Genomic DNA, 14,114 nt, shown 5'->3' on the forward strand with positions numbered 1-14,114 from the left:
ACCAAGATGACAATGAACTTGACCTCCGGCGCGCCTGCGCGCAAGCCCCCACGCGAGCGGGTACAGGTTTCAGCAGCACGGACCGGATGACTTCATGACACGTCCCACACCGACGGCCTTGGTCGATCTCGACGGAACTTTGACCGATCCCTATGTCGGGATCAGCAGTTCCATCCTGTATGCATTGGACAAATTGGGCCACCCGGCCGTTGACGAGATCACCTTGCGTGCGGCGATTGGTCCTCCGCTCGAGGCGAGCTTCGCCGCCATGCTCGGCGGTGATCCGGTGCTCGCCAAACAGGCACTCGGCTTCTATCGTGAGCGATATGCACCGATCGGTGCCTTCGAGAACCGCGTTTTCGACGGCATCCCTGATTCGCTTGCTGCCCTGCGCGCAGCCGGCGTCCGTCTCTTCGTCGCAAGCTCCAAGCCGCGCGTTTTCTGCGAGCAGATCATCGAGCGCTTTGGCCTGGCGCCTTATTTCGACAAGGTGCACGGCTCCGAGCTCGACGGCCGCTGGGCCGACAAGAGCGAGTTGATTGCTCATGTGCTCGAATATGAAGCCATCGACCGCGATCAATGCGTCATGATCGGGGATCGTCGCCACGATATACTGGGTGCGCGGGCGAACCAGATCAAAGTGATCGCCGTCGAGTGGGGATATGGCTCGCCCGAAGAGTTTGGGGCCTATCCGCCGGATACGATCGTGGCGGAGGTTTCCGAGCTCGCTCCCGCCGTTCTGCGGCATTTGCGATTGGAGGCAGCGTGAAGAAGCGTTCGGTTCATATTGTCGTCAGCGGCGCCGTCCAGGGCATCGGCTATCGTGCCTGGGTCGAGCGCCAGGCTGTGGCGCGCGGTCTTTCGGGCTGGGTGCGCAATCGCCGCGACGGCACGGTTGAAGCCATCTTTTCGGGCGACCAGCCGGCCGTCGACGCCATGGTCGCGACCTGCTGGCAGGGCCCGCAGCACGCGACGGTCGCCAATGTCGCCATCACCGAAGATATCGCGGTCGAGGACGGCGTGTTCACCATCGCTCCGAGCGAGTGAGCTGATCGCGCGCCGCTGAACCCTGGCGCGCGACGACAGCTGGCGTCCCGCGCCTTGCCGGTGATCGACGTGTCGCGCCCGCGGCATCGTGACATTGGTATCGATGCCGTGGCAGGCCTATGCCTTGGAACGATCCCTCCAGCGCGGGCTTGCCATGTTCTCGATCCTCGGGGTCGTCGCCCCGATCTTTGCGTTGATTCTCGTCGGCTTTCTGGCCGGCAAGCGGAACATCCTCGGTCCGAATGCCGCCGGCGAACTCAATCGCTTCGTCGTCTATCTCGCCTTGCCGGCGCTGCTCTTCGACGTGATGGCGCGGACCAGCTTCGAAGAGATCTACCAGCCCGCCTTCGTGGCGGCCTTCACGCTCGGCTGCGGGCTTGTCTTCGCGCTGACCGTCGTCATTCGCCTGCGCCAGCACCGTCATCTCGCCGACGCCAGCATTGACGGCCTCAATGCCGGCTATGCCAATACGGGCTATATGGGCTTCCCGCTGGCCATGATCGCCTTCGGACCGTCAAGCCTCGCGCCGACCTCGATCGCGGCGATCCTGACCGTGTGCTTCCTGTTCGGCATTGCGATCATCCTGATCGAAGTCGGCCTGCAGACGGAGAGGCATGCTGGGCGGATGGTGCTGAAGGTGGTGCGCTCTCTCGCGCGCAACCCGCTTCTCATCGCGCCTGCCGCCGGCGCCGCCTTTGCGGCCACGGGTATTGCAATGCCCGCGGGTGCCGAGACCTTCCTGAAGCTCCTTGGCGGTGCTGCCTCTCCCTGCGCGCTGGTTTCGCTCGGGCTTTTCCTCGCCACGACGCGGACCGAAGCGACCGGCACCGGGACCGGGCTCGGCATGCTGGTCGGCTTCAAGCTCATCCTGCAGCCGACGATCACATGGCTCTGCGGTCGCTATCTGTTCGGCCTTCAGCCGCCACTGCTTCACATGGCGGTTTTGCTGGCAGCGCTTCCGACCGGGACGGGCCCCTACATGCTCGCCGAATTCTACCGCCGCGGCGCTGCGCCAACGGCGCGCGCGATCCTGTTTTCAACCGTCGGTTCGCTCGTGACGGTCTCTGCCTACCTCGCCTTGATCCGGTAGTCGTCGGAGCCACCCCAGGGCGTTTGCGGGGCAATCGAACCGCAGAGCGGGAGGCACTGGCCGCCGATCTCCCGCGTTCAGTCCGCCACTGACACTGTCGGTCCGAAGAGCGCCTCGAATTCACGCCTCAACACCGAATCGACCTCCGGCGTCGTGACGATGCGGCCGAGGTCGACAAGGCTCGTGACACCATGCTCGCGCACGCCGCATGGCACGATGCCGTCGAAATGGCTCAGATCCGGCTCGACATTGATCGATATGCCGTGAAACGTCACCCAATGGCGAACGCGGATGCCGATCGCAGCGATCTTGTCTTCCGCATCGATGCCCTTTTCGGGCCGGCGCACCCAGACGCCGACGCGATCCTCGCGCCGCTCGCCGCGAACATTGAAATTGTCGAGCGTCTGGATCAGCCACGCCTCGAGAGTCGCGACGAACACACGCAGATCCTGCCGCCGCCGCCTGAGGTCGAGCATCACATAGGCCACGCGCTGGCCGGGGCCGTGATAGGTGTACTGGCCGCCGCGTTTCGCCTCGTAGACGGGAAAGCGGTCAGGCGCGATCAGGTCCTTGAGATCGGCGCTGGTGCCCGCCGTATAGAGGGGCGGGTGCTCGACCAGCCACACGCGCTCCGGCGCTGCGCCTGCAGCGATCAGCGCGGCGCGCGCCTCCATTTCGGCGAGCGCGGTCGGATAGTCCACAAGTTCGTCGCTCACCACCCATTCGACGGGCGCATCGCCACGGACCGGCATCATCGTTGGCGTGATCGTGTCGCGGATATTCATGGCTTTCGCTAGGGACTCGCTGGGTTTGGTGGCTGTTCCGGCCCTGTGCACAACCGAGGTTCATGTCGTGCTCGTTGGAGCTTGTACAAGGGATCCGAAGCGCCGGAGACGATGCTGGCCTACAGAATTGTGGGTGACTTGTCGAATGCCCACGCAGAAGCGCTTGTAAGCTCGGAATCCTTTTGCTACATCGACGCCGCGCCGGTTCGCCGGCTCGGGTTTCGCGGTCGTGGCGGAATTGGTAGACGCGCAGCGTTGAGGTCGCTGTGCCGCAAGGCGTGGAAGTTCGAGTCTTCTCGACCGCACCAAACCCGAAAAAATCCTCACGAAACGGCGACCTTTGGGTCGCCGTTTTCGTTTTGGGCGCCCGGCGTGGCGGACTTCGGTGTCATCCACACGTCAAGGAAAGCGTTTAGCGCTCGCTCCGAGCTTTATCACGGAGAACGTCATGCGCCGCCTCATCGCCGCCAGCCTGCTCGTCGCCGCCTCGATTCTTCCCGCGGCCGCCGCCGTGGAGGGCACGCTGGTGCTCTATACCAGCCAGCCCCAGACCGATGCGCAGCAGACCGCCGACGCCTTCATGGCGAAATATCCCGGCGTGAAGGTCGAATGGGTGCGCGATGGCACGCCCAAGGTCATGGCCAAGCTGCGCGCCGAAATCGAAGCGGGCCAGCCCCAGCCGGATGTGCTGCTGATCTCCGATGTCGTGACCATGGAAGGTCTCAAGAAGGATGGCCGCTTGATGGCCTATCCCGAAGCCGACATCTCGGCCTTCGATCCGGCAGTTCACGACAAGGACAAGACCTATTTCTCGACCAAGCTGATCACGACCGGCATCGTCTACAACACCAAGGCGCCGTTCGTTCCCACGAGCTGGCTCGACCTGACCAAGCCGGAAGCCAAGGGCCTGATCGCCATTCCGAGCCCGCTGACCTCCGGCGCGGCCTTGATCCACACCGTGACGCTGACCGAGAATCTTCCCGAGGGTTGGGCGTTCTACAAGGCGCTCGGCGCGAACGGCGTCCAGGCATCGGGCGGCAATGGCGACGTGCTGAAGGCGGTCGCGGGCGGCGACAAGCTCTATGGCATGATCGTCGACTACATGCCGATCCGCGAGAAGGCCAAGGGCGCGCCGGTCGAGTTCGTCTTCCCGAAGGAAGGCGTCTCCGCCGTCACCGAGCCGGTCGCGATCCTTTCCACGGCCAAGAATCCCGAGGCAGCCAAAGCGTTCGTCTCCTTCCTGCTGTCGAAGGACGGCCAGGAGCTCGCCGCCAAGATGGGCTATATCCCGGCTCGTGCCGATATCGCGCTGCCGGCCGGTTATCCCGATCGCGCCTCGATCAAGGTCCTGACCTTCGACGCCCCGGCCGCGCTCGCCAACGAGAAGGCGAACAAGGAGAAGTTCAGCGAGGCGCTCGGACAGTGAGGGCGGTTCGCCGGCCTTGAGTTCTCCGTCCATACTCCGTCAAGCCGATACGGATCGGACCCGGCCGGGGCCCCAGGCAGTCCCGGCCGGATCGGCCCCGGCTGCCGGCCGGGATGACGGCGGCGATTTGGGCCAGGGCGAGGTAATGCGGGGCGGGGCACTGCCATCGCTCCCGCTGCGCCTTGTCCGGCGGCTCGGCAGTGCCGACGGCGTTCTGGCGCTAATCCTGCTTCTGGTGATCGGCATATTCGCCGCTCTGCCTGTGGGACGATTGATAGCGACGAGCATCGCTCCGGGTGGCGTGCTCGACCTCCCGGCCTTCGTCGATCACCTCGCGCGCCCCTCCGTGCTGCGCGCCACGCTTCATACCCTCGATACGGCGGTGTTCGGCGCGCTGGTCGCCTTCGTCATCGGGAGCGCCTTTGCGCTTGCGACCGCGCTGACCGACCTGCCGGGCCGCAAGGCTCTGAGCTTTCTCATCCTGCTGCCGCTGGTCGTGGCGCCACAGGTGACGGCGCTCGCCTGGCTCCAGCTCGTCGGGCCGTCCAGCGTCCTGCTGAATGCGATCGGGCTGGCGCCACCCGCCGGCACGCCCAATCCGTTGCATGGCCGCATGGGCATCATCCTGCTCTATGGCATCCAGAACGCGCCGATCGTGTTCGTCACGGTGCGCGCCGGGCTGGTTGGCCTGCCGCGCGATCTGATCGAGGCGGCGCGCATGTCGGGCTCGTCGGCGTTGCGCTCGCTGCTGACGGTCGCCCTGCCGCTGGCGCGTCCGTACCTCGTGGCGGCGCTTGCCCTGGCATTCGTTGCCGGGGTGGGCAATTTCGGTATCGCCGCGCTGGCCGGCATCCCCGCGAATTACATGACGCTGACGACGCTCATCTATCAGCGTCTCGCGAGCTTTGGTCCGGACGTGCTGCCGGAGGTGGCGGCGCTCTCGGTGCTCGTTGGCGCCCTGGCGCTGGCCGGTCTCGGCCTGCAGGGGCTGGCGCTCGGACGTCGTGGCCATCGCTATGCGCCGGGATCGCCGACGCGCCTCGCCCTCGGCGCCTGGCGCTGGCCGCTCGCGGCTCTGGCCTGGTTCGCCATCATCATCATGCTCGTCATGCCGGCCCTCGCGCTTCTTTCGACCTCGCTCGTTCCGGCCTTCGGCGTGCCGCTGTCGCTCCATACGGCGACCTCGGTCAACTTCGCCGAGATCCTCGTGCGGCAGGCCTCGACCGTTCGCGCCTTCGCCAATTCGTTCATGCTGGCCGGAGGCGCCGGCCTGATCCTCGGGTTCATGGCGATCCCGCTCGCCTGGTCGCTCACCCGGCGCCACTGGATGGCGCGTCATCTGCTCTCGTCCGTCGCGGAACTGCCCTATGCGCTGCCGGGCGTGGTGATCGGCATCGCCTGCATCCTGATCTTCCTGCGGCCGATGCCGCTGATCGGCAGCCTGTACGGCACGATGTGGATCATCCTCGCTGCCTATCTCATGCGCTTCCTGGCGCTGGCGCTCCGCCCCGTCGGCGCCGCGATGGGCCAGATACCGGGCGAACTCGACGAGGCCGCCGCCATGTCCGGGGCAAGCACGGCCTATCGGCTGCGAACGATCACGGCCCCCATGGCCGCGCCCGCCGCTGCGGCCGGCATGCTGCTCGTCTTCCTGACGGCCTTCAACGAGCTGACCGTCTCGGCGCTGCTCTGGTCCGGCGGGCACGAAACGCTGGGCGTGGTCCTCTTCAGCCTCGAGGAAGCGGGGCTCGGCACGCAGGCGGCGGCGATCGGCGTCGTCACGATCGTGGTCGTGATCGTTCTTCTCGCTGTGCTCGATCGGCTCGGCCGCCGCTTGCCGGCCGGCGTCCTGCCGTGGCGCTGATCAATCCTCGGGGACGATCCAGCCATCGGCGATCGCGAGCCGGACCATCCCGCCCTCGTCCAGCGGCGTGACCTGATCGAACAGGATGGTCCCGCCGTCCTTGAGTTCGGCCTCGATCTCGTGCGAGGCACCGCGATAGGTCGAGCGACGGACGCGCACTGTCAGCCCGGCCGCCGCCGGCTGGACAGCTTCCGGCCTGACCAGAACGCGCACCGGTCCGGCCGCATGGGGTGTCGCGCTGCGCACCGGCACGATGACCTCGCCGATTCTCACTGTGCCCTGTTCGTCGCGGGATCCCGTGACAATGCTGCCCCGACCGATGAAGCCCGCGACATGCGCGTTGGCCGGGGCGCGATAGACATCGTGCGGCGCTCCGAACTGCATCAGCCGCCCGCCCTGCATGACGGCGACACGGTCGGCCAATGCCAGGGCCTCCGCCTGATCATGGGTCACATAGACCATGGTGCGCTCGGTCTTGCGGTGAATGGTCCTGATCATTTCGATCATCTCGGCGCGCAGATGCATGTCGAGATTGGCGAGCGGTTCGTCGAAGAGGATGATCCGGTGATCGGCGACGAGGCAGCGCGCGAGCGCCACGCGCTGGCGCTGGCCGCCGGAGAGTTCATCGGGCCGCCTTTCGCCGAAGCGCGCGAGGCCCACGAGCGCCAGCACCTCTTGCACCCGCCTGCCGATCTCGGCCCGCGGCACGCCATGCGCGCGCAGCGGATAGGCGACATTGTCGCCGACGGTCAGGTGCGGCCAGAGCGCATAGGATTGGAAGACGACGCCGACCCGCCGTTTCTCGGGCGGTATTTGCTGTGTCGAATCGCAGACGGTTGCGCCGTCGAAGGCGATGCGGCCGCTATCCGGCGCCTCGAAGCCGGCGATCATGCGGAGCAACGTGGTCTTGCCGCAGCCGGACGGGCCGAGCAGGGCCGTGAAGGAGCCCGTATCGAGCCTCAGCGACACGTCGGCCAGCGCGGCCGTCTCGCCGAAGCGCTTGCCCAACTGCTCGATCGTGATCGTGGTCATGGCACCTCAGGGTGGAGCACGGCAGCGGTCTAGGCAGTTCGCATGACAGTTGGACGACATGCAGCAAATTGCTGGCGGACCAGAGCCTTTTTCCTTTGAACCGACATGATCGCAGTCTAAAGCTCGGTCCGAGGCTTCCCGAAATCCCGAGCGCGTTCCGAGGGTCCATGGCGGATGAACTGACCATTGAACGCGATGCTCCGAACGGGGACGAATTTCCGCCGCTGCGCGACGAGAACGACAACCTCTCCGCCGCGTTCATGGACGAACTCGTTGCCGCGATCGAGGCGCAGGATGCCGGGCGGGCGCGCGCGCTCACGGCCGATGTGCACGAGGCCGATGTCGGCGCGATCCTCGAGCAGCTCGATCCCGACCAGCGTCCGGCGCTGATCCAGCTTCTGGGCGACGCCTTCGATTTTACGGCGCTGACCGAGCTGGACGAGACGACCCGCGTCGAGATCCTGGAGGAGCTTCCGCCCGAGACCGTCGCCGAGGGCATGCGCGAGCTCGATTCGGACGACGCGGTCTATATTCTCGAGGACCTCGACAAGGAGGATCGCGACGAGATCCTCGCGCAGATCCCGCCGGTCGAGCGGCTGGCGCTGAACCGCAGCCTCGATTATCCCGAGGAGAGCGCCGGCCGGCGCATGCAGACGGATTTCATCGCCGTCGCGCCGTTCTGGACCGTCGGCCAGACCATCGACTACATGCGCGATGCGCAGGACCTGCCGGAGAGCTTCCACGAGATCTTCGTCGTCGATCCCGCGTTCCATATCCTGGGCACGGTTTCGCTCGATCGCCTGCTCCGCGCCAAGCGGCCGGTGAAGGTCTCCGATCTCGTCAATGAGGCACGCCATCTGATCCATGCCACCGACGATCAGGAGGCGGCGGCGCGGCTGTTCCAGCGCTACAATCTGATCTCGGCCGCAGTGGTGGATGAATCCGACCGGCTCGTCGGCGTTCTCACCATCGACGACATTGTCGACGTCATCCAGCAGGAGGCGGACGAGGACATCAAGCGCCTCGGCGGCGTCGGCGACGAAGAGGTCTCCGATCGCGTCTGGTCGATCGCGCGGAGCCGGTTTCCCTGGCTCTTCATCAACCTCATGACGGCCCTGGCCGCCTCCTTCGTGATCGGCCTCTTCCAGGGCGAATTGCAGAAGATGGTGGCGCTCGCTGTACTGATGCCGATCGTCGCGAGCCAGGGTGGCAATGCCGGCACGCAGACCATGACCGTCGCCGTGCGGGCGCTCGCCATGCGCGAACTCGGGCCGCACAATGTTCTGCGCGTCGTCGGCCGCGAACTCGTCGTCGGCATCATGAACGGCTTCATCTTCGCCGCCATCGTCGGCGCCATGGCGGTCTATCGCTTCGGCGTGGCCGATCTCGGCTTCGTCATCGCAGCCGCGATGATGATCAATCTGATCGCCGCCGCGCTCGGCGGCATCCTGATTCCGCTCGGCCTCAACCGCCTCAAAGTCGATCCGGCAATCGCCTCCAGCGCTTTCGTGACGACCATTACCGACATTGTCGGCTTCTTCTCCTTCCTCGGCTTCGCGGCGCTCTGGTTCGGCAAGATGTGAGGCCGCGCTGCGGGCCGACGGGCGGAGTGTCGCGCGATGTTTCCCGGTTGGACAAATTGTGACCGTCTTTTTGCGCGCATTGGTCGACAACGGCTCGAAAATCGTTAGACGAGGACGGGTGATTTTGCGGTGCACGCGTTGTGTTCGGTGCCGCCAACTATGCAGGATGATGTCGGATTGACGGACGGAGCGATCAAGACGGGGGTCATAGGGCTCGGATATTTCGGTTCCTTTCACGCCCGTCATCATGCCGCCAATCCGAAGAGCCAGCTCGTTGCCGTCGTCGACGCGGACGGTACACGTGCAGCCGCAGCCGCGGATCAGCATGGCGCCATCGCGTTCTCCGATCACCGCGACCTGATCGGCAAGGTCGATGCCGTCTCGATCACCGTTCCGACATCGCTTCACCATGCCGTCGCTGGAGAGCTGATCGACGCCGGCATCCATGTCCTGATCGAGAAGCCGATCGCCGATACGCCGACCGCCGCGCGCGACCTGATGCGCCGCGCCGATGCCAGGGGCGTCGTGCTGCAGATCGGCCATATTGAACGCTTCTCGCCGGTCTTCGGCCTGCTGCGCGAGCGGGTCGGCCGGCCGATCACCGTGGAATGCACGCGCATCGGCCCATGGAAGGGCAGGGCCGTCGATGTCGACGTCGTGCTCGATTTGATGATTCACGACATCGATCTCGTGCTGGCGCTGGTCGGTTCCGAGGTCGTCGAAGTCGAGGCGACGGGTTCGCCGGTGCTGGCCCCAACGAACGATTTCGCCCATGCGCAGCTGCGCTTCGCCGACGGCACGCTCGCCTATCTCGCGGCGAGCCGGATCTCCGATCGCTCCGAGCGCATGATCAAGGTCGTGGACGCCGAGCGCTACTGGATGGCGGACCTCGCCGCGCGCACGATCACATCGTTCGGCCGCAATGCCGGCTTTGATAATCGCGACGAAATTTCGGTGCCTCCGAGCGACAATCTGGCGCTCGAGATTGATTCGTTCCTGCAGGCGGTCGCCTCGAAGTCGCGGCCGGTTGTCGATGGCAAGGCAGGGCTCGACGCCCTGACTGTCGCCGACATGATCATTCGACGTATCGCTGAGAAGCCGCGCCAAGCCGCGGCCAGCGCAATTGGAGGTGCACATTGATGGTGTCCCAATCCCGTCCGGCCGTGACCGTCACTTCGGGCCGCGTGGCGTTCTTCGATCTGCAGCGCCAGCAGCGCCGGATCCATGACGATGTCCGTGCCCGCATGGACGCCGTGCTCAACCATGGCCAGTTCATCCTCGGGCCGGAGGTTTCCGAGCTCGAGGCGAAGCTCGCCGCCTATTCGGGCGTGCCGCACGCGATTGCCGTATCGAGCGGCCGCGACGCGCTGATGATCGGCCTGATGGCGCTCGGCGTCGGTCCGGGCGATGCCGTGTTCGTTCCGGCGTTCACCTTCGCCGCCACGGCAGGCGCTGTCTGCTCGGTCAATGCGACGCCGGTCTTCGTCGATGTCGACCCCGATACGTTCAACATGGACCCGGCCGATCTGAAGCGTGCGGTCGACGAGATTCTCGCGGCCGGCGAACTGACGCCGCGCGCCGTGATCCCGGTCGATCTCTACGGCCTGCCGGCGGATTACGAGGCGATCGGCGCGATCGCGGCCAAGCACGGCATGACGGTGTTTTCCGACGCGGCGCAGAGCTATGGCGGCCGCTCGGGCAATCGCCGCGTCGGCGGCATGGCGCCGATTACCGCGACGAGCTTCTATCCGACCAAGCCGCTCGGCTGCTACGGCGACGGTGGCGCGATCCTGACGGATGACGACGCGATCGCCGATGCGGTGCGCACGCTGCGTTCGCATGGCCGCCAAGGCACTGGCGACGTGGCGGTGCGGAACGGCATCACCGGCCGCCTCGACACGCTGCAGGCGGCGGTTCTGCTCGCCAAGCTCACGATCTTCGAGGATGAACTCGAGCGCCGTGACGTGATCGCCGCGCGCTACGACGCCGCCCTCAAGGGAATCGTCGGCGTGCAGAAGCGCCCGCAGGGCTTTTTCAGCGGCAATGCGCTCTACACGATCAAGACCGCAGACCGCGACCGTCTCAAGGTCGAGCTTGATGCGCAGGGTATCGGCAATGCGTTCTTCTATCGCGTGGCCTTGCATCAGCATCCCGCCTTTGCGGCCTATCCGGCCCGTCCGCTGCCGATTTCCGAGCAGCTTGCAGAGACGGTCATCAGCATTCCGATGAACCCCGACCTGACGGATGAGGAAGTCGACCGGGTCATTGCCGTCGTCAAGGCTTTCGCCGGCTGACGATCCGTCATAAGACTTGGCCCGTTTTCCGGCGGAGGCGGCGCAGGGTCGCCGCATTCGCCGCTGGGTCATGTGGCGATGCTTCTGCACGTTCCAACGCTGGTCGTCGTCCTCATAGGTGTCTGTCTTCTGTCGGGCGCGGCCATCATGCTGCGCTGGGCGAGGTCGGGCCGGAGCGACTATCTGCTGTGTTGGTCGCTGGCTCTGCTGGCCGCGGGCGTTGTCTTCAGCCTGCTGATGCTGCGCGGGACCGCGCCGGATTGGCTCACGATCGCCATCGCCAACGCGCTCGCTCTGGTGGCGCTCGGCCTGACCTGGAACGGTATCCGCCTCTTCGACCGTCGCCGGCCGTTCTGGGCGCTGCCGCTCGTCCTGCCGGCGCTGTGGCTCGCGAGTTGCACCGTCCCGGAGATTTATGGCTCGTTTGCCAACCGGTCGTTGGTCGCGTCGTTTCTTGTCGCGGTGGCCTCGCTGGCGCTTGGCTATCAGGTCTGGTTCGGACGCTCCGATTACCTGGCGGCGCGCTGGCCGCTCGCGGCCCTCTGCCTGGTTCATGCAACGGTATCGATCCTGCGGATCGGCTATATCCTCTGGCACGGCTCGGCCGGCGTCGAGGGGACCGATCTCTTCACGTCGCTGGGCCTGCTCGAACTGATTTTCGTGCTGTTCGCGCTCATGATCTTCGGCCTCGGCCTGACGCAGCAGCGGACTGAGGGCGTGCTGCGCCGCCTTGCCTCGGAGGACGGCTTGACCGGCCTGCTCAACCGGACGGCCTTCATTGAGCAATCCGAGGCGATGATCAGGCAAGCCGGCCGGGAGCACGCCAATGTCGGGCTCATTCTCTGCGATCTCGACCGCTTCAAGTCGATCAACGATCATTACGGCCATGCCGCGGGCGATCAGGTCCTCGTAGCCTTCGCCGATATCGTGCGCGGCGCGTTGCGGTCGGATGATCTCGTCTGCCGGCTCGGCGGCGAAGAGTTTGCAGCGCTCCTGATTGGCGTCGACGACACGGTGGCGATCCGCATCGCCGAGCGGATGCGGGCCGACCTGTCCCGTGCACGCATCATGTTCGAGGAGGTTCGGCTGTCGGCGACGGTCAGCATCGGCTTCGCCTCGGCACCCGGGGAGCGGGCGGACCTCGCGTCCCTGATGGCGCGCGCCGACAGTGCGCTCTACAAGGCGAAGCGCAGCGGCCGCGACCTCGTCCAGCCGGCGGCCTGACCGCGTCTCGTCGGCCCGCGAGGGCAGGCGGCCTCGGGCGCATGACGGCTTGACGCTCGCCGGGCGGAATCGGACATTGGCCGCCATAACTCCAATCGGAGTCGATCCATGCACACCGTCACGGCGCACGGCGCGTCCATACCCGCGATCGGTCTCGGCACATGGATGCTGAACGGCCAGCGCTGCGTCGAGGCCGTATCGGCTGCCATCGGCGCCGGCTATCGCCACATCGATACGGCGATCGGCTACAGCAATGAGACCGAAGTCGGCGAGGGCATCCGCGCAGCGGGCGTCCCCCGCGACACGCTTTTCGTCACGACCAAGATTCCGCCGGACCAGCTTGGCGCCGATGCGATGCTGCGCGCGGCCGAGGGCAGCCTTGCCCGCCTCAAGCTCGATCAGGTCGACCTGCTGCTCATCCACTGGCCGAGCCAGACGCTCTCGGCGGCCGAGACGATCCGCTCGCTCAACGCGGTCAAGCGGCGTGGCCTCACGCGCCATATCGGTGTCTCCAACTATACGATCCGCCTGCTCGACGAGGCATGGGCCGCGACCGAGGAGCCGATCGTCGCCAATCAGTGCGAGCATCACCCCTATCTCGACCAGACGCGCCTGCGCGCTGCCACCCATCGGCATGGCATGGCCTTCGTCGCCTATTCGCCGCTCGGCCAGGCCGAGGCGCTGGACGAGCCGGTGATCAAGGACATCGCCGCCAAGCTCGGCTGCACGCCGGCCCAGATCATCCTGCGCTGGCATATGCAGAATGGCAGCGTCGCGATCCCGCGTAGCGCCCATCCCGCCCGCATCCGCCAGAACATCGATGTCTTCGGCTTCGAGCTCAGCGCCGACGACATGGCGGCGATCGATGCCCTGCAGAGCACGGGCACGCGCATCTGCGATTATTCCTTCTCCCCGGAATGGGATGTCTGACGGGCGCGGGGTCGGGACGTGTTCTTCTATGCCGCCAAGCTGATCTGGTTCGTGCTGCAGCCTTCCGCGGCGCTCATCCTGTTGCTCGTGGCCGGCATCCTCGCGATCGGATTGCAGCGTGTTCGCCTCGGCGCCTCTCTGATGGTCGTGGCGACGGTTGGACTGGTCATAGCCGGCTTCCTGCCGCTCGGGCCTGCACTGCTGCTGCCGCTGGAGGAGCGCTTTCCCCGTCCGGTCCTTGACGGGCCGGTGACGGGCATCGTCGTGCTCGGCGGCGGCGTCGATCAGTATATCGGCGAGGCGCGCGATCTGGTCGCGCTGCCCGATGCAGGCGATCGCATGACCGAGGCGGTGGCGCTGGCGCTGCGCTTTCCGGAAGCGCGCATCGTCTTCACCGGCGGCACCGCTGCGTTGGTGCCGGACGGCAATACCGAGGGACAGGCAGCCGCGCGCTTCTTCCGCTCCATGGGCATTCCCGACTCGCGCGTCACGATCGAGGACAAGAGTCGCGACACCGTCGAGAATGCGCGCTTCACGAAGGCTATGGTCCAGCCGAGGCCCGGCGAGCGCTGGCTGCTCGTCACCTCCGCCTGGCACATGCCGCGCGCCATGGGCTGCTTTCGTGCCGCTGGATGGCCGATGCTGGCCTGGCCGACCGACTACAGGACGGCCGGTATGCGTGATCTCTGGCAGTTGATCCCGCGTCCCGCCTATGGGCTGACCCAGGTCGATGTCGGTGCGCGCGAGTGGATCGGACTGCTGGCCTATCGACTGAGCGGGCGAACGGACGCGCTGTTTCCGTCCCCGTGACAGCGTGCCTGCCGTCGGATTAGTGTGGC

At 66.1% G+C, this 14,114-nt stretch carries 13 protein-coding genes and 1 tRNA gene; 12 read left to right on the top strand and 2 right to left on the bottom strand.

The genetic code is table 11. From position 1 onward, the window contains the following. Positions 1 to 118: 118 nt before the first annotated feature. The 3 genes from QO014_RS01955 (at position 119) to QO014_RS01965 (ending at position 2,137) form a co-directional block, all read left to right on the top strand. Positions 119 to 769, top strand: a complete 651-nt coding sequence (locus tag QO014_RS01955) for an HAD hydrolase-like protein (RefSeq protein ID WP_266346963.1) — start codon at positions 119 to 121, stop codon at positions 767 to 769. Then, on the top strand, positions 766 to 1,047 hold the full coding sequence (locus QO014_RS01960; RefSeq protein WP_266346964.1) for an acylphosphatase: 282 nt from the start codon (positions 766 to 768) through the stop codon (positions 1,045 to 1,047). The genes QO014_RS01955 and QO014_RS01960 overlap by 4 nt, the downstream gene beginning before the upstream one ends. A 154-nt stretch (positions 1,048 to 1,201) precedes the next feature. Further along, positions 1,202 to 2,137 carry an AEC family transporter gene (locus QO014_RS01965; protein WP_266347765.1) on the top strand — a complete coding sequence of 312 codons (936 nt, stop codon included), beginning with the start codon at positions 1,202 to 1,204 and terminating at the stop codon, positions 2,135 to 2,137. Positions 2,138 to 2,214: 77 nt separating this feature from the next. Here the strand turns inward: QO014_RS01965 and lipB are convergent, their stop codons facing one another. After that, complete coding sequence (gene lipB / locus QO014_RS01970; protein ID WP_266346965.1) at positions 2,215 to 2,922, bottom strand: lipoyl(octanoyl) transferase LipB; 708 nt, start codon at positions 2,920 to 2,922, stop codon at positions 2,215 to 2,217. A gap of 223 nt (positions 2,923 to 3,145) precedes the next feature. Here lipB and QO014_RS01975 point away from each other — a divergent pair. The 3 genes from QO014_RS01975 to QO014_RS01985 all read left to right on the top strand — a co-directional run bounded on the left by QO014_RS01975 (position 3,146) and on the right by QO014_RS01985 (position 6,212). Beyond that, positions 3,146 to 3,230, top strand: a tRNA-Leu gene (locus tag QO014_RS01975). 140 nt (positions 3,231 to 3,370) lie between these two features. After that, positions 3,371 to 4,348 (top strand): ABC transporter substrate-binding protein, encoded by a 978-nt coding sequence (locus QO014_RS01980; protein WP_266346966.1) that lies wholly within the window; start codon positions 3,371 to 3,373, stop codon positions 4,346 to 4,348. A 145-nt stretch (positions 4,349 to 4,493) separates the two neighbouring features. After that, positions 4,494 to 6,212 (top strand): ABC transporter permease, encoded by a 1,719-nt coding sequence (locus tag QO014_RS01985; protein WP_266346967.1) that lies wholly within the window; start codon positions 4,494 to 4,496, stop codon positions 6,210 to 6,212. On the opposite strand, the gene QO014_RS01990 is transcribed toward QO014_RS01985, so the two are convergent. Continuing rightward, positions 6,213 to 7,244, bottom strand: coding sequence for an ABC transporter ATP-binding protein (locus QO014_RS01990; RefSeq protein WP_266346968.1), 1,032 nt, complete (start codon positions 7,242 to 7,244; stop codon positions 6,213 to 6,215). A 167-nt stretch (positions 7,245 to 7,411) separates the two neighbouring features. On the opposite strand from QO014_RS01990, the gene mgtE reads away from it, so the two are divergent. The 6 genes from mgtE (at position 7,412) to QO014_RS02020 (ending at position 14,085) form a co-directional block, all read left to right on the top strand. Beyond that, positions 7,412 to 8,827, top strand: coding sequence for a magnesium transporter (gene mgtE / locus QO014_RS01995; RefSeq protein WP_266346969.1), 1,416 nt, complete (start codon positions 7,412 to 7,414; stop codon positions 8,825 to 8,827). 177 nt (positions 8,828 to 9,004) lie between these two features. Then, positions 9,005 to 9,967: a Gfo/Idh/MocA family protein gene (locus tag QO014_RS02000; RefSeq protein ID WP_266346970.1), complete on the top strand. Its 963-nt coding sequence runs from the start codon at positions 9,005 to 9,007 to the stop codon at positions 9,965 to 9,967. Further along, a complete protein-coding gene (locus QO014_RS02005) occupies positions 9,967 to 11,121 on the top strand; it encodes a DegT/DnrJ/EryC1/StrS family aminotransferase (protein ID WP_266346971.1) in 1,155 nt (384 codons plus the stop codon). The genes QO014_RS02000 and QO014_RS02005 overlap by 1 nt, the downstream gene beginning before the upstream one ends. Before the next feature lie 78 nt (positions 11,122 to 11,199). Beyond that, positions 11,200 to 12,345 carry a GGDEF domain-containing protein gene (locus QO014_RS02010; RefSeq protein ID WP_266346972.1) on the top strand — a complete coding sequence of 382 codons (1,146 nt, stop codon included), beginning with the start codon at positions 11,200 to 11,202 and terminating at the stop codon, positions 12,343 to 12,345. Positions 12,346 to 12,453: 108 nt separating this feature from the next. Then, entirely contained in the window at positions 12,454 to 13,275 is an 822-nt protein-coding gene (locus QO014_RS02015; RefSeq protein ID WP_266346973.1) for an aldo/keto reductase, read from the top strand. Positions 13,276 to 13,293: 18 nt separating this feature from the next. Next, positions 13,294 to 14,085 carry a YdcF family protein gene (locus QO014_RS02020; RefSeq protein WP_266346974.1) on the top strand — a complete coding sequence of 264 codons (792 nt, stop codon included), beginning with the start codon at positions 13,294 to 13,296 and terminating at the stop codon, positions 14,083 to 14,085. Positions 14,086 to 14,114: the final 29 nt, after the last annotated feature.

Origin of the sequence: Kaistia dalseonensis, from assembly GCF_030814715.1 — a bacterium.
GTDB classification, from domain to species: Bacteria; Pseudomonadota; Alphaproteobacteria; order Rhizobiales; family Kaistiaceae; genus Kaistia; species Kaistia dalseonensis.